Raw genomic sequence first — 21,186 nt, 5'->3', positions numbered from 1 at the left:
CCAGCCCCCCGCACCCCCCGAGGTATTTTCGGACCAGAGAAGGGACGTGACCTGCCCTGAAACGAGAAGCGGCGCCCCGAGGGACGCCGCTTTTTCTTTGTGGGTCTGGCTTATTCCGCTGGCGTCGCCGCAACCGCCATCTGCCTTTCCTTGGGGAACGGGACCAGTTGGTCTGTCTCTTCGTCCCACAGTTTCAGCGTGAAGGCATGGAGCGCCTCGCGGAAGGAAATGCGCCGGAGCGGGAAGATGTCTTCGAGCTCCCGGTGCGCCTGCCGCAGTTTGTAGCAGGGGATCGAGGCGTTCAGGTGGTGGATGTCGTGCTTGGTGATGTTCGCCACGGCCTCATCGAACCACGTCCCGAACGACAGGCAGGAGGCGCCTTGAAGCGCGGCTTGATCGAAGCTGAGGTCGGGGCGGCGATCCCAATAGGTATCCTCGAAATTGTGCTGAAGATAGACGAGGAACACGCCAAGACACCCGGCGATGAACACCGACAGCCAGATCGTGAGCACCCCGGTCCAGCCCGCCAGCAGGTAGACGAGGCCCCACCACGCGAACAGCACGATATTGTGGATCAGCACCGACTTCGGCGCGACCTTCATCGTGTTCTTCGGGAACCGCCAGACGAGGAAGTAGGTGTAGAAGGCGCCGAGCGGGATCAGCACGAAGGGGTTGCGGTAAAGGCGATAGTAGAGCCGTTTCCAGAACCCCGCTTCGTTCCATTCGCGCACGGTCATGGTGAAAATCTCGCCCGCCTCGCGGTGTTCGAGGTTGCCGATCTGGCGGTGATGCTCATCGTGGTTGTATTGCATCGTGTAGAATTCGGCCAAGGTGAACGGCGACACGGCATGGCCCGCCAGCACGTTCCAGCGTTTCTTCGAGAAGAAGCTGAGATGGCCGAAATCGTGCTCGAGCACGTAAAGCCGCCCCGACGACACGGCCACGACGACCACCAGCGGGGCATAGAGCCACCACAGCCCGAGGTTCGCGGCCTGAATCGCCAGATAGAGCGAGCCGAAGTAGACCAGAAAGTTCGTGCCGAGGCTGAAGAACGCAAGCGCGTCGTTCTTCTCGTTATAGGCGCGGGACGCCTGTCGGACGGTCAGATCATCCATGATGATTCCCCAAAGTCATTAAGACCGCTGGCAGTGGCTGCGGTCTAACCCATTACGCCAGAGGTTATATTTCGGTTCACGATTTGCAAGGCACAGGTGGTGAGTAAACGATCACTGTGGCAGTTTGACGCCCACCCGCCCGGCCAGATCGAGGAAGAATTGCCAAGCGACGCGGCCCGAGCGGCCGCCGCGCGTCGCCTGCCATTCGATCGCCTGCGCGCGCAGATCGTCGTCGTCGATAGTCACGCCGTGTGCATCGCAATAGCCACGGATCATGGCGAGGTATTCGTCCTGCGAACAGGGGTGGAAGCCCAGCCAGAGACCGAAGCGGTCCGAGAGCGACACCTTCTCCTCGGTCGCCTCGGACGGGCTGATCGCGGTGGAGCGTTCGTTTTCGATCATGTCGCGGGGCATCAGGTGGCGGCGGTTCGAGGTGGCGTAGAGCACCACATTCTCGGGCCGCCCCTCGATCCCGCCGTCGAGCACGGCCTTGAGGCTTTTGTAATGCTCGTCGTCATGGCTGAACGACAGGTCGTCGCAGAACAAGATGAAGCGGTGATCGCTGCCGCGAAGATGGGCAAGCAGACGCCCGACACTCGGCAGATCCTCGCGCTGCAACTCGACGATCTTCACCGGGTTGTCCACATTGACTGCGGCATGCACCGCCTTGACGAGAGAAGATTTTCCCATGCCGCGCGCGCCCCAGAGAAGCGCATTGTTCGCAGGCAGGCCGCGCGCGAACTGCTGCGTATTGGCGAGAAGCGTGTCGCGGGCGCGGTCGACCCCGATCAGAAGGGCGATGTCGACGCGGTTGACCCGGGCGACGGGAACCAGCCGATCCGGGTCGGTGTGCCAGACGAAGGCATCGGCCCCGTCGAAATCGGGCGCGGCCAGCGGGGCCGGCGCGATCCGTTCCAACGCCTCGGCGATACGGGTGAGCGCCTCGTCCGTCATCAGTCCTTGTTGACCGCGCCGGGGTCGTCGTCGGCCTTGGTCGCGCCGTCTTCTTCGTCGAACTCGGCGATGAGAGGGTCGTCCGCCTCTTCCTCGTCATCCTCGAACCACAGACCTTCGGCCTGAAGCTTTTCCTTGCGCTGCTTTTCGACCCGCTTCACGAGCTGGATCGAAATTTCGTAAAGGCCGTAAACCACGACGAACAGGATCACCTGCGTGATGACGTCCGGCGGGGTGACGAGGGCGGCGAGCACCAGAATGCCGACCACCGCGTATTTGCGCATCGAGCGCAGGCCCTTGGACGACACCAGCCCCGCCTTGCCCATCAGCGTGAGCAGCACGGGAAGCTGGAAGCACAGCCCGAAGGCGACGATGAACTTGATCGTGAGCTTGAGGTATTCCTGCGCCGACCCCTGAAACGCGACGCCCGCCGTCGTGTTGGTGATGTCGCCATCGCTCGTGAGCGTGCCGTCCTGCTGGAACCCCAGGAAGAAGTCGAAGGCCAGCGGCGTGACCACGTAGAACGCGAAGGCCGCGCCGAGGAAGAACATGACGGGAGAGGCGAACAGGAACGGCAGGAAGGCCGATTTTTCGTTCTTGTAAAGGCCCGGCGCCACGAAGCGCCACATCTGGTAGGAGATGATCGGGAAGGACAGGACGAGCCCACCCAAAAGCGAGATCGACACGGCGAGGAAGAAGCCCTCTTGCAGCTTGATGAGGATCAGGCCGCAGTCGTCCCCGGCAGCAGACTGCGCTTCGCACAGCGGTTGCGTCAGGAAGTTGAACACCGGGTTCCAGACGGTGAAGCAGATCACCATCGCCACGATGAAGGCGAGGACGGAATAGATCAGACGGGTGCGCAATTCGGCCAGATGCTCGATCAGCGGTGCCGAGCTGGCCTCCATCTCGTCGGTGTCGCTCATTCAGAGGCAGCCTTCTTGGCGGGTGCTTTGCGCGGCGTCGTCTTTTTCGCCGGGGCCTTGGCCGCGGGCTTCGCGGCCGGAGTTTTCGCAGGCGTCGATTTCGCGGTGGGCTTTTTCGCCGGGGTCTTGAATGTCGTGCTTTTGGCCGTCGTCGCGGATTTCGCGGTGGCCGTCTTGGCCGCAGGTTTTTTCGCGGCGGGTTTCTTCGCAGCCGGTGACTTGGCGGGCGCGGCCTTGGTCGTCTGGCGCGCGGTCGTCGTCTTGGCCGCGGGTTTCTTGGCCGGGGCTTTCTTCGCGGCCGGCTTCGCCTCGCCCTCCGCCTCGGCCTCTTTCGCGGCCTTTTCGGCATCGAGTTTGGCCTGACCCGCCTTGCGCGTCGCTTCGCGGATCTTGGCCACGTCGGCCTCACGCTCAGGGTCAACGATCTTGGGGCTGTCGTCTTTCGCCTTGCCCGAAGGCTTCATCGGGTCCCATTTCTCGAAATTCGAGGCCGCCTCGGTCAGCTTGTCCATTCCGAATTTCTTGGGATTGGCCGCAGCCTTGAGCCCGTCGGCCGCGTCTTTCATCCCCGACTGGTCCGCCGCGTCGTTCATCGCGCGCGTGAATTCGCGCCCCAAGGCGCGTGCCTTGGCGGTGAAACGGCCTAGCGTGCGAAACATGCCGGGGAGGTCTTTCGGCCCCACCACGATCAGCGCGACGATGCCGATCAGCAAGAGCTCGGTCATACCGATGTCGAGCATGGACTGTGCCCTTTGTCAGACGGGAAGAATGAGGCTCAGGCCTTGTCTTTCTCGCCCTCGGGCGTCACGTCGCGCGCGCTGTCAGCTTTCTCGTTCTCGATCTCGGCCTTGCCGTCGTCGATGCCTTTCTTGAACGAGGTGATGCCTTTGCCCACTTCGCCCATCAGCGACGAGATCTTGCCGCGACCGAAAAGCACGAGCACCACGACCGCGATCAGGATGAGGCCCGGAAGCCCGATGTTGTTCAGCATTGGAAGTCTCCCTTTCGGGGCGCTCATCTCCCGCGCCCCTTGCGTTCACCGTATTTATTGGTTTGCCCGAAAAGATCAAACCCCCAAAGGGGCCGCATGAGCAATAAAATGCACGGGATCGTTACCGCTGCGCGGATTTGCCGCCTGCCGGGAACACGAAACAGCGATCCCGGCGGATCGCAACCCACAGCGTCGTGCCCGGTTTCGGCAGGAACACGTTCGGAACGGTCGCCTTGAGGGTCGAGGCATCCTCCATCACGAAATCGACGATGGATTCGGTGCCGACGAACCGCGCGCGCGCGACCGTGGCGGGGGCCCAGACGCCGTGGTCCGGGGTGGGCGCCGGCCCCTGTCCGCCCCGGTCGAAGTCGATTCTCAGGTGCTGGGGCCGGATCACGATCTCGACCTCGGCCCCGTCCGGGTAACCGGGGGCGAGGAACTGGCCGAACGCCGTGTGAGTCAAGGCACCCTTCACCACGCCTTTGATGACGTTCACGTCCGAGAAGAACGCCGCCGCCTCGCGGTCGACCGGCGCGTTGTAGATGTTGTAGGGTGCGCCGCGCTGCACGATCCGGCCCCGGCGCATGAGCGCGATCTCGTCGGCCATGCGCATCGCCTCTTCCGGCTCGTGGGTGACGAGCAGAACCGCCGTCCCCTCGTCCTTCAGAACCGCAAGCGTTTCGTCGCGAATCCCGTCGCGCAGCCGGTTGTCGAGACCCGAGAACGGCTCATCCATCAGCATGATCTTGGGGCGCGGAGCCAGCGCGCGGGCAAGTGCGACGCGCTGTTGCTCGCCGCCCGACAGTTCATGCGGGAAATTGTCGACGTAGCGGTGCAGCCCGACCTTTTCGAGCAGTTCCCGCACCCTGAGACGCTTCTCGGTCCGCGTCCCCGACAGGCCGAAGGCCACGTTGTCGCCGACCGACAGATGCGGAAACAGGGCGAAATCCTGAAACATCAGGCCGGTGCCGCGCGCTTCGGGCGGGACGAGCACGCCGCCGCCCGCGATCAGCTTGCCGTCCATCCTGATCTCGCCCTCGTCGGCGCGTTCGACCCCGGCGATGATCCTGAGCGTGGTGGACTTTCCGCAGCCCGACGGCCCCAGAAGGCATGTCACCTGCCCCGGCATCACCGCGAGCGACACGTCGTCCACAACCGGACGCCCGCCGAACCGGCGGGTGATGTTGGTGATTTCGAGCCGGGGTGCCTCGGTCAAAGTGAGCCTCTTATATCCGATGAAAACCATCGGACTTACAGGCAGATAGCAGGCGGTGAGGCCAGCGGCAAGCGCACCGCCCCCGGTGAAAGGGGCGGCCACTGGTCGCAGGGCGTCCTCACATCGTGAGGTTCACCTCGCCGCCATCGGCAAGCAGGTTCTGGCCGGTGATGAAGGCGGCTTGGGTCGAGCACAGGAACGCGCAGGCCGCACCGAATTCGTCCTGCGTGCCGTCGCGCCCCATGACGCTGCCCGCAATCCGCTTGGCGCGCGCCTCGTCGAAGCTGATGCCCTGCGCCTTGGCGGCGTTTTCGTCCAGCGACTTCACCCGGTCGGTGTCGTGCATCCCGGGCAGAAGGTTGTTCATCGTCACGCCCGACTTCGCGATCTGGCGCGAGGTTCCGGCGACATAGCCGGTCAGGCCCGCACGTGCCGAATTGGACAGGCCGAGCGGCGCCAGCGGCGCACGCACGGCGCGCGAGGTGATGTTGACCACGCGGCCCCAGCCCCGCTCCATCATCCCCGGCACCAGCGCCTTGATGAGCGCGATGGGCGTCAGCATGTTGGCATCCAGGGCCTTGATGAAATCGTCGCGGTCCCAGTCGGTCCAGACGCCCGGCGGCGGGCCGCCCGCGTTGTTGACGAGAATGTCGATCTGCCCGGCGGCCTCCAGCACCTTGGCCCGGCCTTCCTCGGTCGTGATGTCGGCCGCCACGGCGATCACCTCGACCCCGTACTGATCGCGAATCTCCTGCGCCGTCTGCTCCAGCACCTCGGCGGTGCGGCTGTTGATGACGAGGTTCACGCCCTCACCGGCCAGCGCCTCGGCGCAGCCGCGCCCAAGACCCTTGGAACTCGCGCAGACCAGCGCCCGTTTACCCTTGATACCGAAATCCATGTGACCCTCCGTCTGTTTGAGGCTTTGGCTAGCACCGCGCGCGCGATTCGCCCATGCCCACGGCACCGCGCCAAATCCGCCGCGTTGCGCCATCTGTTTCCCAAACAGCGACAATTCACCTGCCTTTCAAGGCCAAAGCGGTGCGAAAACAAGGATTTGTTGACCAAAGCTGTGTCTTGGCCCTAACTTCAAGTCTGGCGGTGGGGGCGCGCCAGGAATGTTGCGGGGGCGAATTGCCCGCCGGGGAAGCTGCCATGTCGAAAGACCTCTACGATCACCTGCCGGTCCGGCAATTGATGGTCTATCCGTCACGCGCGTTCCGTGTGACCCACGGGGTCAACGAGGGCGACGCGCTGACCGATGCCGCGGACCTCGTTCCCGACGATTCCTACGAACTTGCGGCGGATGCCGCACCCGTTCACCTGTCGCTGGCGATGGCCGGGGACGGGCCCTGCACGCTGGGCGAAGCCACCTCGGTCGGCACCCCCGGAGCGCCCGTCTTCATCGACAGTCTCGTGACCTATATGTCGCCCGACGGCGAAACAGTCGAGGCGCTGATCCTCGTCGAAGTCGAGGGGGAAAGCGGCACGATCGCCGAGGTCTATCTGCACCCGCTCGCCCCGCTCGCCCCGCGCACGCCCTATACGCTCGTCACCATCGACCGCGAAAACGGGCGGCAGCGTCTGGCCGAGGCCGCGACCGTTTCCTTTACGCGCGGCACGCATATCACCATGGCCAACGGGCGGCAGGTTCCGGTCGAGGATCTGAAACCCGGCGACCGCGTGCTGACCCGCGATTCCGGCGCGCAGGAGGTGCGTTGGGTCGGGATGCAGACGGTGCGGGCCGAAGGAGCTTTCGCCCCGATCCGCATTGCCGCCGGGGCGCTCCATAACGTGAACGACCTGATCGTCAGCCCGAACCACCGTCTGTTCATCTACCAGCGCATCTCGGCGCTTGGTGTGGGTCAGCGCGAGCTTCTGGTGAAGGCCGGGTTGCTGGTCAACGGCACGACCGTGACGCAGACGCCGGGCGGGTTCGTGGATTACGTTCAGGTGCTCTTCGACCAGCACGAGATCATCTATGCCGAAGGGATCGCGTCCGAGAGCCTGTTCGCCGACACCGTCACGCGCGCCACCCTGCCCGATGCGGTGGCCGAGCGTCTGTCGGCCCTGCCGCCGAAACAGGCCGCGCTCGACGCCTTCGAATTGCGCGAGAAAGACCTGCTCAGACGCGGAGACGCGGTCGAAGTGTTGCGGCGGATATCATCCAACTGAACGAAGAACGGCGACCCCGAGGGGCCGCCGTTTCGTTCCCCGTCGTGTCGAGCGGTCTTACTGAACCGCGTCGACCTCGATCGTGGACCCGGTCGTCGGATTCACCCCGTCGCGGGTCATGTTGAAGGTAGCGCCTTCGGTCAGCTGAACGGCCGCGGCGTCAGTGCCCCGGAATTCCCCCATCAAGTTACCGGACACGGCGAAATCGCTGCCGTCCATGCGCACGGTTCCCGACGAGTTCGCGGCGACCGCCGAGCCTGCGATGACACCACCCGTGATCGCGACATCGCCCGAGGCGCTCTTGGCCGCGCTGATGATGTCGTCCGGCACGTTGCCGTTCTCGACTTGGGTGCGCTGTGCGTCGGTCAGCACGAGGCCCGAGAAGTTGTCGAGCGTGCCGACCATCGTGCCGCCCGTCGACGTGAAGGTCGCGGTCAGTTCGGCGTCGCCCAGAAGCACGACGTTGTCGTTGGAGCCATAATCGGCACCGATCACGGTGTTGCCTTCGTAGACGGCGAACCCGCTGGTCGGCATGGTCGTGGTGGTGGACAGCGCGTCGACCTGGTCTTTCACCTCGGCGAAGTTCTGCGCCTGAGTCAGCACCGAAAGCGCGGCACAGCCGGACAGGGCGACAGCCGCCGTGCCCATGAGGAATGCAGTACGAATGAGTTTCATGATGTCCCCTTCTGGTTGTTGAATTGCCGTAACGCTAGCCGAGCACGCGAACCGGTCAATCCAAAACGACAGGGATGGATCAAATGGCCACAGGTCGTGGCATTTGGGTTTTTCCTGCGTCGGAAACGCAAGATATGGGGACTGGCCTAGTGGCGCCGAAGCGCACGGATCAATTCGGCCTTGGTCATGTCGGAGCGGCCGTCGATGCCGATCTCTTTCGCCCGGTCATACAGCTCGTCTTTCGTCCAATCCTCATAGGCCGCAGCCTTGCCGCCCTTCTTCGACGGCTGCATGTCGTCGTTCGCACGGGCATTGGCGATACGGGCGGCCTTTTCCTTGCTCGCGCCATCGTCGCGCAGGGCCTGATAGGTTTCGTCGTCCTTGATGCTGGGTCCGTGATCGCGGGTCATGGGCACTCTCCTTTTGACAGAAGAACGCCTGAACCCGCGCCGCGTTCCCGGCGTCACTCGGCTTCGAGTTCGGCCTGAAAGATCGAGCGTTGCAGCGCCGTGCCGTTCTTGGTCACGCGGAAGCTGTCGGTTTCGTCCAGCGCGATGCCCTGCGCGTCCGAGCCGCGGAACGTCCCGGCGACGTCGCCGGACACGTCATAGGCATCGCTGCTGGTCTGGGCCGTGCCGGAGGTTTCGACGACGATGTCGGCCCCGCCGATGGTGCCCGCCAGTTCGATCGTCCCGGTCGCGGCCTTGCCCGATTTGAGGATCGTGCTGATCTTGGCACGCCCCGCCCTCAGGTCCGCGATCTCGGTATCGGTCAGTTCGCTGACCATCATGTCGGTGATCTCGCCCTCGACCGTCAGCCGGTCGAAATCGGCGGTCAGGGAAATCGGGGCGCTGATGACCACGTTGTTCGTGTCGTCGACCACGCCGCCGAAGCCGGTCTGCCCGGTGTAGATCGCCGTGCCGGAGCGTGCCGCGATGTCGGCTGCCGCACTGGCGCCGAGCGAGTCGTTCACGTCCTCGATCCGGTTGAATTCGGTCGCCCGGTCGTAAAGCTCGAGCGCCTGTTTGGTCGCGGTGCATCCCGAAGCCCCCGCGATCAGGACCACAAGCGCGCCTGCACGAATGATGCGTTCCATGACTGCCTCTTTAATTCTGCTCTTGTTGAACGAAATTGTTCGTTTCTTTCGTTTCGTTGTGTACGAACTAGTGGGGGAATCTGGCTGAAATGCGGAATTGGTGCGGCATTTGAAACAATCGGTACAAAAAACGCGGATGTCGCTCGGCGCATGACGCGCTGAAAGGCCCATTGTTTGCGCGAGGGGCCAAGGATATATCCCGCCCCATGCTGGACGCCGCCACACCCAACCGCCCGAACCTGCCCGCCGAAATCGCTCGGCGGCGCACCTTCGCCATCATCTCGCACCCCGATGCGGGCAAGACGACGCTGACCGAGAAGTTCCTGCTTTACGGTGGCGCGATCCAGATGGCCGGACAGGTGCGCGCCAAGGGCGAGGCGCGGCGCACGCGCTCGGACTTCATGCAGATGGAAAAGGACCGGGGCATCTCGGTCTCGGCCTCGGCCATGTCCTTCGACTTCGGCAAATTCCGCTTCAATCTGGTCGACACCCCCGGCCACTCGGACTTTTCCGAGGACACCTATCGCACGCTCACCGCGGTCGATGCGGCGGTCATGGTGATCGACGGGGCCAAGGGCGTGGAAAGCCAGACCCAGAAGCTGTTCGAGGTCTGCCGGATGCGCGACCTGCCGATCCTGACCTTCTGTAACAAGATGGACCGGGAAAGCCGCGATACGTTCGAGATCATCGACGAAATTCAGGAAATGCTGGCGATCCACGTGACGCCCGCCTCGTGGCCCATCGGTGTGGGCCGCGATTTTCTGGGCTGCTACGACATGCTGCACAACCGGCTGGAACTGATGGACCGCGCCGACCGCAACAAGGTGGCCGAGTCGATCAAGATAGACGGGTTGGACGATCCGAAACTCGCCGAACTCGTCCCCGCTCATCTGCTCGAGAAGTTGCGCGAAGAGGTCGAGATGGCGCGCGAGCTGCTGCCCGCGATGGACCCGGCCGAGGTCATGGCGGGTCAGATGACGCCGATCTGGTTCGGCTCCGCCATCAACTCGTTCGGGGTCAAGGAACTGATGGACGGGATCGCGGAATACGGGCCTGAGCCGCAGCCCCAATCCGCCGAGCCGCGCCAGATCGCGCCCGAAGAGGACAAGGTCGCGGGCTTTGTCTTCAAGGTGCAGGCGAACATGGACGCCAAGCACCGCGACCGGGTGGCCTTCGTGCGCATGGCCTCGGGCCATTTCAAGCGCGGCATGAAGCTGATGCATGTGCGGTCTAAGAAACCGATGGCGATTTCCAACCCGGTGATGTTCTTGGCCTCCGACCGCGAATTGGCGGAAGAGGCTTGGGCGGGCGACATCATCGGCATCCCGAACCACGGGCAGCTTCGCATCGGTGACACGCTGACCGAGGGTGAGGCGCTGCGCGTCACCGGCATCCCGTCCTTCGCGCCGGAATTGCTGCAAGGCGTCCGGGCGACCGACCCGATGAAGGCCAAGCATCTGGAAAAGGCCCTGATGCAGTTCGCGGAAGAAGGCGCGGCCAAAGTGTTCAAACCGATGATCGGCTCTGGCTTCATCGTGGGCGTCGTCGGCCAGCTTCAGTTCGAGGTGCTCGCAAGCCGGATCGAGCTGGAATACGGCATCCCGGTGCGCTTCGAGGCGACACAGTTCAAATCCGCCCGTTGGTTCTCTGGCCCCAAGGCCGCACAGGACAAGCTGGTCGAGGCGAACAAACAGCACATCGGGTATGACAACGACGGCGACCCGGTCTTCCTGACGCGCCTGCAATGGGACATCGACCGGGTCGAACGGGACTATCCCGAGTTGACCCTGACCGCGACGAAGGAATTGCATGGGGAGTGACCTCCCCGCGCGGTGCCGGGAGGCTTGGGCACCAAAGCCGGAGGGAACGTGCCGCTTCAGAACCGCGTGATGCCGGACGGCAGGATCGTCGTGGACCCCGCGCGGGGCAGCTTCACGGGGAACCGGGGTATCCTTGCCTTCGACGACACCGGGAGGCTGGGCGCACGGCGCTGGTCGCACCACGCGTGGATCATCTGCACGTTGGAGCACCCCCGCGGGCGCTATCACGGGCCGCAGCCGCAGAACGCCTGGACGCCCCTGTTCTTTCTGGACGAAGCGGTGGCGCTCGCCGCCGGGCATCGGCCCTGCGGCTACTGCCGCCGCCACGCATTCGACGCGTTCCGCACGGCGTCGGGCATCGACCGCGCGCCGCAGATCGACCGGGCTTTGCACCGGGCGCGGGTCCGGCGTGACCGCACGCAGATCACCCATGTCGCGCTGGCAGACACCCTGCCCAACTGGGCCTTCATCCGGCATGAGGGCGCGCCGTGGATCGTGCAAGGCGGTTTCATTCGGCGCTTCACCCCCGGCGGCTACCGCGACCGCGCCACGCGCCCGCGCGGCGAGGTCACCGTGCTGACCCCCGCCCCCACCGTCACCGCGCTTGCGGGCGGATACATCCCCGCGCTTCATCCGAGCCTGTCGGCCCCCTAACGCTCCAGCGCGCCGTCCCAGTCGAACACGACGACCCCCGTCGTCTCGCGCGCGTCCAGTTTACGGTAGAGCGCGCGCGCCGCGGCGTTGTCTTCTTCCGTGGCGAGCCAGATGCCCTCGCACCCATAGGCGCGCGCCCAGTCGATCAATGCTTCGACCAGCCGCGTGGCGATGCCCCTTTTGCGGAACCCTTCGTTCACCCCGACCTCGTTCACGAACAGCATCGGCGGCTTGTCGGGGTGCAGAAGCACCGTCGCGCTGGCGAACCCGATCATCCGGTCGCCGTCGAGTGCGCCGATGATCGCCGTGTCGGGCGCGTCCAGAAAGGCGCGGGTCTGATCCGGGCGTGCCGGATGATCGAAAGCGTCGCTGGAAAGGATCGCCTCGATATCGACCGGCCCCAGCCGGCGCACGTCTATATCGTCGCCCATGCAACCTCCGTCCCTTGCCCGACGTTACTTCGGACAGGCGCGTTGGCAAATCCACCTCTCGCCTTGACGCACTCAATCACGTAGGCCTTCACAGATGACAGCCATTGACCGCCACTTCATCGCCGACGCCCTCGGCGTGACCGACGACAGCCTTCCCGAAGGCGACCTGCCGCTCGACCGGTTCGGTGCGCGCTACCTCGATTTCCTGCGCGCGACCTATGAAACCGAAGCCTTCGACGCTCACCCCGACTACTGGACCGATCTCCTGCTCGAAGCCCTGATCCAGCGAAAACCGGGCCTCGCGTTCGATGCGATCTGCGCGGTGCTTGCGGCCTGCGACGACCCCGAGGACCTCGAGATCGTGGCGGCAGGCCCATTGCAGGAACTGATGGACAGTCATGGCACCGACCTCCTGACCGAAATCGACGGCCGCGCGAACCGTGCGCCGCGGTTCCGGCTGGCCTTGTCGATGCTTTGGGCCGAAGGCGGCGGGCCCGCGATGCTGAAAGCCCGCATCCGCGCGGTGGCGGCAGAACCCGAAGCCGTCGACAACGACGACCTGCCCCCGGCGGTCGGACTCACCTGACCCGGCGGAAAGCCGCCCGCCCGGAAATTCGGCGTTGCCCCAGGACCGCGCCACCCTAAGGTGCTGGCAACAGACCTTTCGTGAGGCCCCCATGCGCTCCACCAGCCTGCTCGCTCTCGCAGCTTTCGCCGTTCCGACCACGCCGCTTTGGGCCAATGACGACCCTTGGGCGCTGCTGGCCGCAATCGAGGTGGACGAAATCATTTCGGACACGAGCTACACGGTCAAAAAGACCTATCCGGACGCCATCCGCAACGGCGCGCAGGAGTTCCGCATCACCGGCTATGCCGTGCCGATGTTTCCGGGCGTCGCGGGCCGCGATCTGCTGTTGGTGTCGGATATGGGCGACTGCCCGTTCTGCGGCCAGCCCGACCATGGCGCATCGCTCCAGATCCAGCTGGACGAGGACGTGCTGATCGAAGAAAGCCAGCGCATTTCCGTCATCGGCGCGCTTGAACTGGTCGACGACCCTGAGACGTGGCAGGCGGCGATCCTGCGCGGGGCACGGATCGCCGACCTGTGAGGCGCAAGATCACTCGATCTCGGCATCCATCGTGATTTCACAATCCAGAAGCTGACTGATCGGGCAGCCCTGCTCGGCCTTTTTCGCGGCCTCCATCACCTTGTCCTTGTCGCCCGGCGCCTTGATCTTCACGTCCAGATGCGCCTTCACGACCTTCGGCCCATCGCTCATGTCGAGGTGAATGGTCGACGTCGTTTCGATCTTGTCTGGCACGATGTCGCTCTCGCCCAGAATGTTGGACAGGGCCATCGAGAAACAGGCGGCATGGGCCGCGCCGATCAGTTCCTCGGGGTTGGTGCCCGGCTCATCCCCGAAGCGTTTGTTGAAGCCGTACTGCACCGCGTTCAACACGCCGCTTTGCGTCGAAACCGTGCCGGTGCCGTCCTGAAGCCCGCCGCTCCACTCTGCGGATCCGTGTTTCTTAATCATGGCTGTCTTCCTTTTTCCTCTTTTGTCATCCTGAACCAACGTGATCGCACGCGTGGCTGTTCCCGACACGAGCCTTTCTTGACCTTTCATGCGCGGACGCGTAGAGAACCGCCCAAAGGATGCCCGGCAATCCGGTCGGGCGGGCCGCGCGGAGAGAAGCGGCCAGACAGCCGCCAACTCACGCGAAGGACCCGTCATTGACAAAATTCTCCGATCTGAACCTTAGCCCGAAAGTTCTCAAAGCCGTCGAAGAGGCGGGTTATGAGACCCCCACCCCGATTCAGGCCGGCGCCATTCCGCCCGCGCTCGAAGGGCGCGACGTGCTGGGGATCGCCCAGACCGGGACGGGCAAGACCGCCTCGTTCACCCTGCCGATGATTACCATGCTGGCCCGTGGCCGCGCCCGTGCGCGTATGCCCCGGTCGCTTGTGCTGTGTCCGACGCGTGAACTCGCCGCGCAGGTCGCCGAGAACTTCGACACCTACGCCAAGCACGTCAAGCTGACCAAGGCGCTGCTGATCGGGGGCGTGAGCTTCAAGGAACAGGACCAGCTGATCGACCGCGGCGTCGACGTGCTGATCGCCACGCCCGGCCGCCTGCTCGACCATTTCGAGCGCGGCAAGCTGCTTTTGACCGGCGTGCAGGTCATGGTGGTGGATGAAGCGGACCGGATGCTCGACATGGGGTTCATCCCCGACATCGAACGCATCTTCGGCCTCGTGCCCTTTACCCGCCAGACGCTGTTTTTCTCCGCTACCATGGCCTCCGAGATCGAGCGCATCACCAACACCTTCCTGTCCAACCCGGCCCGCGTCGAAGTGGCGCGTCAGGCGACCACCGGCGAGAACATCGCGCAGGAAGTCTGCAAGTTCAAAGCCTCGCGCCGCGACCGCGCGGCCACCGAAAAGCGTAGGCTGCTGCGTGCGCTGATCGACCGCGAGGGCGAGGCCTGCACCAACGCCATCATCTTCTGCAACCGCAAGATGGACGTGGACGTGGTGGCCAAGAGCCTTAAGAAATACGGCTACGACGCGGCCCCGATCCACGGCGATCTGGACCAGTCCAAGCGGATGGAGACCTTGCAGGGCTTTCGCGACGGCACCCTCCGCTTCCTCGTCGCCTCCGACGTGGCCGCCCGCGGCCTCGACGTGCCCGCCGTCAGCCACGTGTTCAACTTCGACGTGCCGGGGCACGCCGAGGACTACGTTCACCGGATCGGCCGCACGGGCCGCGCCGGACGCAAGGGCAAGGCCGTGATGATCTGCGAGCCGCGCGACGAAAAGAACCTCGACGCGGTGGAACGCCTGATCGAAAAGGAAATCCCGCGCATCGAAAGCCCGCTGGGCGACGCTCCGGTGGAGGAAACCCCGAAGCCTGAGAAGAAATCCGCGCGGTCGAAGCCGTCGGACAAGCCCGCGCGCGAAGACAAACCGGCTCGTGACGACAAACCGGCCCGCGACGAGGCACCCGCCAAGTCGGAAGATGCATCCAAATCCCGGTCCGACACCCGCTCGCGCGGGAAGCCCTCGGGCCGTGGCGGTCGCCGCGACGACGCCCCGACGGGCATGGGCGACCACCTGCCCGACTTCATCGCCAAGAGCTTCGAAGAACGCCGGTCCTGACGCGCAGGGGTTGACCCCTGCCCGGCACGGCCCCATGTTGAAGGTGAGCGCAACGCTCATCTCCCAACATCATTGGAAAACCCATGCTGACAGATCGTTTTGAAAACGCTCTGAGCCTCGCCGCGCGTCTGCATCGCACGCAGACCCGCAAAGGCTCGGGCATCCCCTATATATCTCACCTTTTGGCCGTCTCGGCCCTCGTCATCGAATTCGGCGGGGACGAGGATCAGGCGATCGCGGGCCTTCTGCACGACGCGGTCGAGGATCAGGGCGGGCAGGACACCGCCGACATGATCCGCGCCACCTATGGCGCCCGCGTGGCCGACATCGTGCTCGCCTGTTCCGACTCGGTCCAGCAGGACAAGGAGGACTGGCAGTGGCGCAAGGATCGCTACATCGCCTCGCTCGCCACCAAGGGCGAGGACGCGCTGCTCGTCACCAGTTGCGACAAGCTGCACAACGCCACCGCCATCTTGACCGATCTTCGCGAACACGGCCCCGGCGTATTCGACCGGTTCACCGCGAAACGCACGGGCACGCTTTGGTACTACCGCCAACTGGCCGACCGGTTGACCGAGATCCGCCCGGGCGCGCTGTCCGACAGGCTGGCCGAGACCGTCGCGGCACTCGAAGCGGCGGCCTGAGCGAAACCGCTCGCCAAGGTCAGAGCCGCGCGTATAGTCCGGGTATCGTTAACCCATTTCCCGGACCACGCCCATGCCGCGCCCCCTGCCCCTGCACGCCATCCTCGCCGTGGTGACGACCCTCTGCGCAACCGCCGTCACCGCCGACCCCTATGTCATCAAGGGTTCCTGCAAGCTCGTCGTCGATGGCACGACCTATCTCGACATGCGAAACGGCACCTGTCCGATCTGGATGGAGAACGACGGCACCGGGCGCTTCTGGATCAACACCGACCGTGACGTCTATTTGGGCGACTACTTCGCCGAAGTCAGCCCGGCGGGCGACGGCACCGCTCAGGCCCACTGGAACGGCACCCCCGGCGCCACCCATGCCCAAGGCTACCTCGGCGACGACCTGACCATGGGCGCGGGCGGCTGCTGGACGGGCAAACGCGTCACCGTCTGCGCCGCGCGCTGAGTCCCTCTTCTCTGTTTCCCGAAACCTCGGGGGTGGGCCTCGTTTGCCTGCAAATGAGGCCAAGGGGGCTGGCCCCCTACCGCGACGGCCCGCCGCAGGCGGGGCGGCGCAAAACCTGCGCGGGGCCCTGGCCCCGCACCGCTTGCCGGCCCTACTCTTCCAGACGCGAGATGACGACCGTGACTTCGGCCTTCTTGCCGATCTCGTCCTGCGTCACCTTGCGCGCGATGCGGCGCAGCTCTTCTTCCAGCTTGTCGTCATCCGCCAGAGTCTTGCGGCCCGCACGACCCAGGAACTGACCCAGATCCTCTTCCAGCACATCGACCAGCGGCGCACGGCTCTCGCCGACTTCGGGCAGCCCCATGACCTCGACCCACGGATCGCCGAGGGCCGCGTCGTCCTCGATGATCGCGTTGACGATGACGTGACCGTTCAACGCCATTCGGATGCGGTCGCGCACGATCCCGTCCAGCGCCCCGATGATGACCTTGCCGTCCAGATAGACGCGGTCCGCCTCGATATGTTCGACCACATGCGGCGTGGCCCCGGTCAGATCGACCATCGCGCCGTTCACCGCGACGATCGACTGGAACCCGTTCGCCTTGGCGAGTTTCGCGTGTTCGCGCAGGTGGCGGTGTTCGCCGTGCATCGGCACCACGGTCTCGGCCCCCACGATCCGGTGCATCCGCTCCAGATCGGGGCGGTTGGCGTGGCCCGAGACGTGATAGCGGTCGTCATCCGCCACGATATCCACGCCCATTTCGGAAAAGGCGTTCAGAATGCGGATCACGCCGCGTTCGTTGCCTGGAATGGTCTTGGAGGAAAACAGGAACGTGTCGCCCTCTTTCATCTCGAGCCCCAGATACTTGCCCCGGCTCAACTGCGCGGTGGCCGCCCGCCGCTCGCCCTGCGACCCGGTCACGATCAGCATCAGGCTCTCGCGCGGTATGTCGCGGGCGTCTTCCGGCGTCACCGTCTTGGGGAAATCCGTAAGCACGCCGGTGTCGACCGAGGCTTCGATCATACGCCGCATGGCACGGCCCAGAAGACAGACCGACCGGCCGGCGGCCTGCCCGGCCTCTGCGAGCGTCTTCACCCGCGCCACGTTGGAGGCAAAGGTCGTCGCCACCACCATATGCGGCGCATCCGCCACCAGCTTGGTGATTTCGGGGCCAAGCTCGGCCTCGGACCGGCCGGGTTTGGGCGAGAACACGTTGGTCGAGTCGCACATGAAGGCCCGCACGCGGCCCCCCGTCGCCTCGCGCCAGATCGCCTCGTCGAAGGCTTCGCCGACGCCCGGGTCGAGGTCGATCTTGAAGTCGCCGGAATGCGCGATCCGTCCCGCGGGCGTGTCGATGACCAGCCCCGCACTTTCGGGGATCGAATGGCTGATCGGCACGAAGGCCACCTTGAACGGGCCGACCTCGATCTTTTCGGGATAGGCCCCGGCGGTGATGACCTCGTCCGGGTCCTGCCCCGCCTCTTCCATCTTGCGCCGTGCGTGATGCGCGGTGAAGGCGCGGGCATATACCGGCACGCGCAGTTCCGACCACAGCCGCCCGATGGCGCCCACGTGATCCTCATGCGCATGGGTGATGAAGATCGCCTCCAGCCGGTCGCGGTTTTCGACCAGCCAAGACACGTCCGCCATGATGAGGTCGACGCCCGGCGTCGTCTCCATATCCGGAAAGGTGACGCCGAGGTCCACGAGGATCAGGCGTTCCTTGCCCGGCGCGCCGTAGCCGTAGACATAGGCGTTCATCCCGATCTCGCCCGCCCCGCCGAGGGGCAGGTAGATCAAACGGTTCTTGCTCATAGGGTACCCTGCTCTCTGTTGTGTTCGTAGATCACCTTGAGACCATGCATGGTCAGGTTGTCCTCGAACCGGTCGAACACGGGCGCGTGGGACTGGAACAGAGGGGCGAGGCCCCCGGTCCCGATCACCTTCATCTCGCGGTCGCGTTCTTCCATGATCCTGCTGGAGATTTCCTTGATGAGGCCGACATAGCCCCAGAAGATCCCCGATTGCATACAGGCCACCGTATTGGTGCCGATGACCTTGTCGGGGTGCGTGATATCCACATGCGGTAACGCGGCGGCGGCCATGTGCAGCGCCTCGAGCGACAGGTTCACGCCCGGCGCGATGACACCGCCGATATAGGCCCCGTCGCTGTCGGCCACGTCGAAGGTCGTCGCGGTGCCGAAATCCACGATGATGAGGTCGCCGCCATACTGGGTATATCCCGCGACGGTGTTGACCAGACGGTCGGGGCCGACCTGCGTGCCCGCATCGACCCGCACGTCGATGGGCAGCAGGCAGTCGGGCCGCCCGACCACAAGCGGGCGCAGGTTGAAGAAGCGGTCGGTGAAGACGCGCAGGTTGAACACGACGCGCGGCACCGTGGACGAGATGATGACGCCCTCGACCTTGGGGTCGATCCCGTGGTGCTTCACGAGGGTCGAGAACCAGACCCAGTAAGCATCCGCCGTGCGCTGGTGCGCGGTCGAGGTGCGCAGGGTGCACAGCACCTCTTCCCCGTCCCACAGGGTGAACACGGTGTTGGTGTTGCCACAGTCGATGGTAAGCAGCATCGGCGCCTCCCGGCCGTCAGAAAAAAACATCCCCCGCCGCGATGGCGCGTTCGCCTTTGGGCGTGGATAGGACAAGATGGCCCGCTTCGTCTACCGTGCGGAATGTGCCGGTGATCTCGTCGCCCGGCAAGCGCGCGGTCACGGTCTCTCCGATGCGGGCGGCACGGGCGAGCCATGCGGTGCGGATCGGCGCGAAGCCGTATTGGCGCAACTGCGCCTCCCACCGGGCGAAAGCCGGTGCCAGAGCCTCGAGAAAATCGTCGGGGGTCACCGACAACCCGGTCTCCCCCATGAGCGACACCGGCGCCAGCGCACCGGGCTCGAGCGCACCGGGGTCCGGGGCCGAGGCGAGGTTCACGCCGATCCCGATGACGAGTCCGGTCAGGTGCCCCCGCTCGGTCAGGCTTTCGAGCAATATCCCGGCAAGCTTGCTGCCGTTCAGAAGCACGTCGTTCGGCCATTTGAGCGCGAAGGCTTCGGGCCGTCCGGTGAGCGTCGTCAGCGCCTCGTCCAGCGCGAGCGCGGTGGTGAACGAGCGCAGCGCGGCGGATGCGGGGTCGGTCAGATTCGGCAGGACCAGAGTGCCCGCGAAATTGCCGGCGGGGTTCGACCATGGCCGACCGCGCCGCCCACGCGCCGCGGTCTGGTGCGTCGCGGTGATCCATGTCGGCCCCGACATTTCGCCCACACGCGCCCGCGCCTCGTCCAATGTCGAGGTCACCTCGCCCAAGGGCAGGTAGCCGTAGCCGTGGGGCCAGTCTCCGCTCACACTCAGGTCTCCGGATAAAGACGGGGCCCGTGGGTCATTTCCCACAGGCCCCGGATATTGCGATCAGGCAATGCCGGCTCAGTTGACCAGCGCCTGCGCGGCCTGCGCGGCGGCGGTTTCGATACCGAAGAGGTTCACGACCCCCAGCACCATGATCGCCGCCGACCCCATGAGCGCGACCCAGGCCGCGGGCGACATCGGCGCCTGCGCCTGCCCCTCGGTCTGGCCGAAATACATGAAATAGACGATGCGCAGATAGTAGAACGCCGAGATGACCGAGGCGATGACGCCCCCGATGGCCAGCCATGTCAGGCCCGCGTCCACGGCGGCCTGAAGCACGTAGAGCTTGCCGAAGAACCCGACCATGGGCGGCACGCCCGCGAGCGAGAACAGCAGAACCAGCATCGCCAGAGCCTTGAGCGGCTCGCCCTTGGCAAACTGGTTCAGCGATGCGATTTCCGTGACCGGCTTTCCGTCCCGCTCCATCGACATGATGAAGGCGAAGGTGCCGACGTTCATGGTCAGGTAGATCGCCATGTAGACCAGCATCGCCTGCACGCCAAGCGCGGTGCCCGCCGATAGGCCCATGAGCGCGAAGCCCATGTGGGAGATCGACGAATAGGCCATCAGGCGTTTGATGTTGGTCTGGCCGATGGCGGCCACCGCCCCCAGCGCCATCGACAGGATCGCCATGAGCGAGATGATCTGCTGCCAGTCGCCGACCGCGCCGCCGAAGGCGTCGAACAGCACACGGGCGAAGAGGCCCATCGCCGCCAGTTTCGGCGCTGTGGCGAAGAAGGCGGTGACGGGTGTCGGCGCGCCTTCGTAGACGTCCGGCGTCCACATATGGAACGGCACCGCCGAGATCTTGAATGCAAGACCGGCCGAGACGAACACCAGACCGATGAGAAGGCCGAGGCTGATCTCGCCGCCCGTCGCCGCGCCGATGATGCCGGAGAACAGTGTGGTGCCGGCATAGCCATAGGTGAGCGACGCGCCATAGAGCAAAAGGCCCGAGGACAGCGCGCCCAGCACGAAGTATTTCATGCCCGCTTCCGTCGACTTCACGCTGTCGCGGTTCATCGCCGCGACCACGTAGAGCGCGAGCGATTGCAGTTCGAGGCCGAGGTAAAGCGACATGAGGTCGCCCGCCGAGACCATCATCATCATGCCGACCGTGGCCAGCGCGATGAGAAGCGGATATTCGAAGCGGCCCAGCCCGCGCCGCGCCACGGCTTCCTGCCCCGACAGGAGCACCGCCGCCCCCGCGATCAGGATCGCGACCTTGGCGAAGCGGGCATAGGCATCGGACAGGAACATGCCGCCGAAGGCCTGCGTCGACCCGGCGCTGCCGGTCCCGATCCAGAGCGCCAGAACCGCCATGAGACCGGCGGTCAGCCATGTGATCGGGCCGGTGAGGTTGTCCTTGCCGGTATAGACCGCGCCGACGAGCGCCAGCATCGCGTAAACCGCGAGGATCAGTTCCGGCAGGATGGTTTGAAGATCGGTTGCCATAC

24 protein-coding genes are annotated in these 21,186 nt (G+C 65.0%); 8 read left to right on the top strand and 16 right to left on the bottom strand.

Translation table 11 applies throughout. The features are described from left to right. Positions 1–110: 110 nt before the first annotated feature. The 7 genes from RB2654_RS01780 to RB2654_RS01750 form a co-directional block, all read right to left on the bottom strand. Positions 111–1,115: a fatty acid desaturase gene (locus RB2654_RS01780; protein WP_008328009.1), complete on the bottom strand. Its 1,005-nt coding sequence runs from the start codon at positions 1,113–1,115 to the stop codon at positions 111–113. Between the two features lie 111 nt (positions 1,116–1,226). After that, positions 1,227–2,069: an ATP-binding protein gene (locus tag RB2654_RS01775; RefSeq protein ID WP_008328007.1), complete on the bottom strand. Its 843-nt coding sequence runs from the start codon at positions 2,067–2,069 to the stop codon at positions 1,227–1,229. Further along, positions 2,069–2,992, bottom strand: a complete 924-nt coding sequence (gene tatC, locus RB2654_RS01770; protein WP_008328005.1) for a twin-arginine translocase subunit TatC — start codon at positions 2,990–2,992, stop codon at positions 2,069–2,071. The genes RB2654_RS01775 and tatC overlap by 1 nt, the downstream gene beginning before the upstream one ends. Next, entirely contained in the window at positions 2,989–3,732 is a 744-nt protein-coding gene (tatB, locus tag RB2654_RS01765; protein WP_008328003.1) for a Sec-independent protein translocase protein TatB, read from the bottom strand. Before tatB ends, tatC begins: the two co-directional genes overlap by 4 nt. Positions 3,733–3,767: 35 nt before the next feature. Next, complete coding sequence (locus RB2654_RS01760) at positions 3,768–3,983, bottom strand: twin-arginine translocase TatA/TatE family subunit (RefSeq protein ID WP_008328002.1); 216 nt, start codon at positions 3,981–3,983, stop codon at positions 3,768–3,770. A gap of 121 nt (positions 3,984–4,104) precedes the next feature. Next, the gene (locus RB2654_RS01755; protein ID WP_008327993.1) at positions 4,105–5,229 is read right to left on the bottom strand and encodes an ABC transporter ATP-binding protein; all 1,125 of its coding nucleotides are present in this window, start codon (positions 5,227–5,229) and stop codon (positions 4,105–4,107) included. An 88-nt stretch (positions 5,230–5,317) separates the two neighbouring features. Continuing rightward, entirely contained in the window at positions 5,318–6,097 is a 780-nt protein-coding gene (locus tag RB2654_RS01750) for an SDR family oxidoreductase (RefSeq protein WP_040884274.1), read from the bottom strand. Positions 6,098–6,351: 254 nt separating this feature from the next. Here RB2654_RS01750 and RB2654_RS01745 point away from each other — a divergent pair, with 254 nt between their 5' ends. After that, a complete protein-coding gene (locus RB2654_RS01745; protein WP_008327988.1) occupies positions 6,352–7,371 on the top strand; it encodes a Hint domain-containing protein in 1,020 nt (339 codons plus the stop codon). Between the two features lie 57 nt (positions 7,372–7,428). Here the strand turns inward: RB2654_RS01745 and RB2654_RS01740 are convergent, their stop codons facing one another. From RB2654_RS01740 to RB2654_RS01730, 3 genes are all read right to left on the bottom strand, one after another. Then, complete coding sequence (locus RB2654_RS01740) at positions 7,429–8,046, bottom strand: HupA family protein (protein WP_148912534.1); 618 nt, start codon at positions 8,044–8,046, stop codon at positions 7,429–7,431. Positions 8,047–8,192: 146 nt separating this feature from the next. After that, positions 8,193–8,456 carry a DUF7218 family protein gene (locus RB2654_RS01735; protein ID WP_008327973.1) on the bottom strand — a complete coding sequence of 88 codons (264 nt, stop codon included), beginning with the start codon at positions 8,454–8,456 and terminating at the stop codon, positions 8,193–8,195. 53 nt (positions 8,457–8,509) lie between these two features. After that, on the bottom strand, positions 8,510–9,142 hold the full coding sequence (locus RB2654_RS01730) for a hypothetical protein (protein WP_008327971.1): 633 nt from the start codon (positions 9,140–9,142) through the stop codon (positions 8,510–8,512). Between the two features lie 206 nt (positions 9,143–9,348). Here RB2654_RS01730 and RB2654_RS01725 point away from each other — a divergent pair, with 206 nt between their 5' ends. Together RB2654_RS01725 and RB2654_RS01720 are read left to right on the top strand one after the other, a co-directional pair. Further along, positions 9,349–10,962 (top strand): peptide chain release factor 3, encoded by a 1,614-nt coding sequence (locus RB2654_RS01725; protein ID WP_008327969.1) that lies wholly within the window; start codon positions 9,349–9,351, stop codon positions 10,960–10,962. A 48-nt stretch (positions 10,963–11,010) separates the two neighbouring features. After that, complete coding sequence (locus RB2654_RS01720) at positions 11,011–11,616, top strand: hypothetical protein (RefSeq protein WP_040884272.1); 606 nt, start codon at positions 11,011–11,013, stop codon at positions 11,614–11,616. Here RB2654_RS01720 and RB2654_RS01715 read toward each other — a convergent pair. Continuing rightward, complete coding sequence (locus RB2654_RS01715; RefSeq protein ID WP_008327965.1) at positions 11,613–12,047, bottom strand: GNAT family N-acetyltransferase; 435 nt, start codon at positions 12,045–12,047, stop codon at positions 11,613–11,615. The genes RB2654_RS01720 and RB2654_RS01715 overlap by 4 nt on opposite strands. 94 nt (positions 12,048–12,141) lie before the next feature. Between RB2654_RS01715 and RB2654_RS01710 the strand changes: the two genes are divergently transcribed. Further along, complete coding sequence (locus RB2654_RS01710; RefSeq protein ID WP_008327963.1) at positions 12,142–12,633, top strand: DUF6869 domain-containing protein; 492 nt, start codon at positions 12,142–12,144, stop codon at positions 12,631–12,633. Between the two features lie 91 nt (positions 12,634–12,724). Then, positions 12,725–13,156 (top strand): hypothetical protein, encoded by a 432-nt coding sequence (locus RB2654_RS01705; protein WP_008327961.1) that lies wholly within the window; start codon positions 12,725–12,727, stop codon positions 13,154–13,156. A gap of 9 nt (positions 13,157–13,165) precedes the next feature. Here the strand turns inward: RB2654_RS01705 and RB2654_RS01700 are convergent, their stop codons facing one another. Then, positions 13,166–13,585: an OsmC family protein gene (locus RB2654_RS01700; protein ID WP_040884270.1), complete on the bottom strand. Its 420-nt coding sequence runs from the start codon at positions 13,583–13,585 to the stop codon at positions 13,166–13,168. A gap of 197 nt (positions 13,586–13,782) precedes the next feature. Here RB2654_RS01700 and RB2654_RS01695 point away from each other — a divergent pair, with 197 nt between their 5' ends. The 3 genes from RB2654_RS01695 (at position 13,783) to RB2654_RS01685 (ending at position 16,308) form a co-directional block, all read left to right on the top strand. Further along, positions 13,783–15,207 carry a DEAD/DEAH box helicase gene (locus RB2654_RS01695; RefSeq protein ID WP_008327958.1) on the top strand — a complete coding sequence of 475 codons (1,425 nt, stop codon included), beginning with the start codon at positions 13,783–13,785 and terminating at the stop codon, positions 15,205–15,207. An 83-nt stretch (positions 15,208–15,290) separates the two neighbouring features. Next, positions 15,291–15,851, top strand: coding sequence for an HD domain-containing protein (locus RB2654_RS01690; protein WP_008327957.1), 561 nt, complete (start codon positions 15,291–15,293; stop codon positions 15,849–15,851). A gap of 73 nt (positions 15,852–15,924) precedes the next feature. Then, on the top strand, positions 15,925–16,308 hold the full coding sequence (locus tag RB2654_RS01685; RefSeq protein WP_008327956.1) for a hypothetical protein: 384 nt from the start codon (positions 15,925–15,927) through the stop codon (positions 16,306–16,308). Between the two features lie 151 nt (positions 16,309–16,459). Here the strand turns inward: RB2654_RS01685 and RB2654_RS01680 are convergent, their stop codons facing one another. The 4 genes from RB2654_RS01680 to nuoN form a co-directional block, all read right to left on the bottom strand. Then, on the bottom strand, positions 16,460–18,124 hold the full coding sequence (locus RB2654_RS01680; protein WP_008327955.1) for a ribonuclease J: 1,665 nt from the start codon (positions 18,122–18,124) through the stop codon (positions 16,460–16,462). Beyond that, the gene (locus RB2654_RS01675; RefSeq protein ID WP_008327954.1) at positions 18,121–18,900 is read right to left on the bottom strand and encodes a type III pantothenate kinase; all 780 of its coding nucleotides are present in this window, start codon (positions 18,898–18,900) and stop codon (positions 18,121–18,123) included. The genes RB2654_RS01680 and RB2654_RS01675 overlap by 4 nt, the downstream gene beginning before the upstream one ends. Before the next feature lie 16 nt (positions 18,901–18,916). Further along, positions 18,917–19,675, bottom strand: a complete 759-nt coding sequence (locus RB2654_RS01670) for a biotin--[acetyl-CoA-carboxylase] ligase (protein WP_040885368.1) — start codon at positions 19,673–19,675, stop codon at positions 18,917–18,919. 72 nt (positions 19,676–19,747) lie between these two features. After that, positions 19,748–21,184, bottom strand: coding sequence for an NADH-quinone oxidoreductase subunit NuoN (gene nuoN / locus RB2654_RS01665; RefSeq protein WP_008327952.1), 1,437 nt, complete (start codon positions 21,182–21,184; stop codon positions 19,748–19,750). Between the last annotated feature and the right edge of the window lie 2 nt (positions 21,185–21,186).

Source organism: Maritimibacter alkaliphilus HTCC2654, assembly GCF_000152805.1.
Classification (GTDB): domain Bacteria; phylum Pseudomonadota; class Alphaproteobacteria; order Rhodobacterales; family Rhodobacteraceae; genus Maritimibacter; species Maritimibacter alkaliphilus.
The sequence above is the reverse complement of the archived record's forward strand: the minus strand, read 5'-3'. Positions and strand labels throughout refer to the sequence as shown.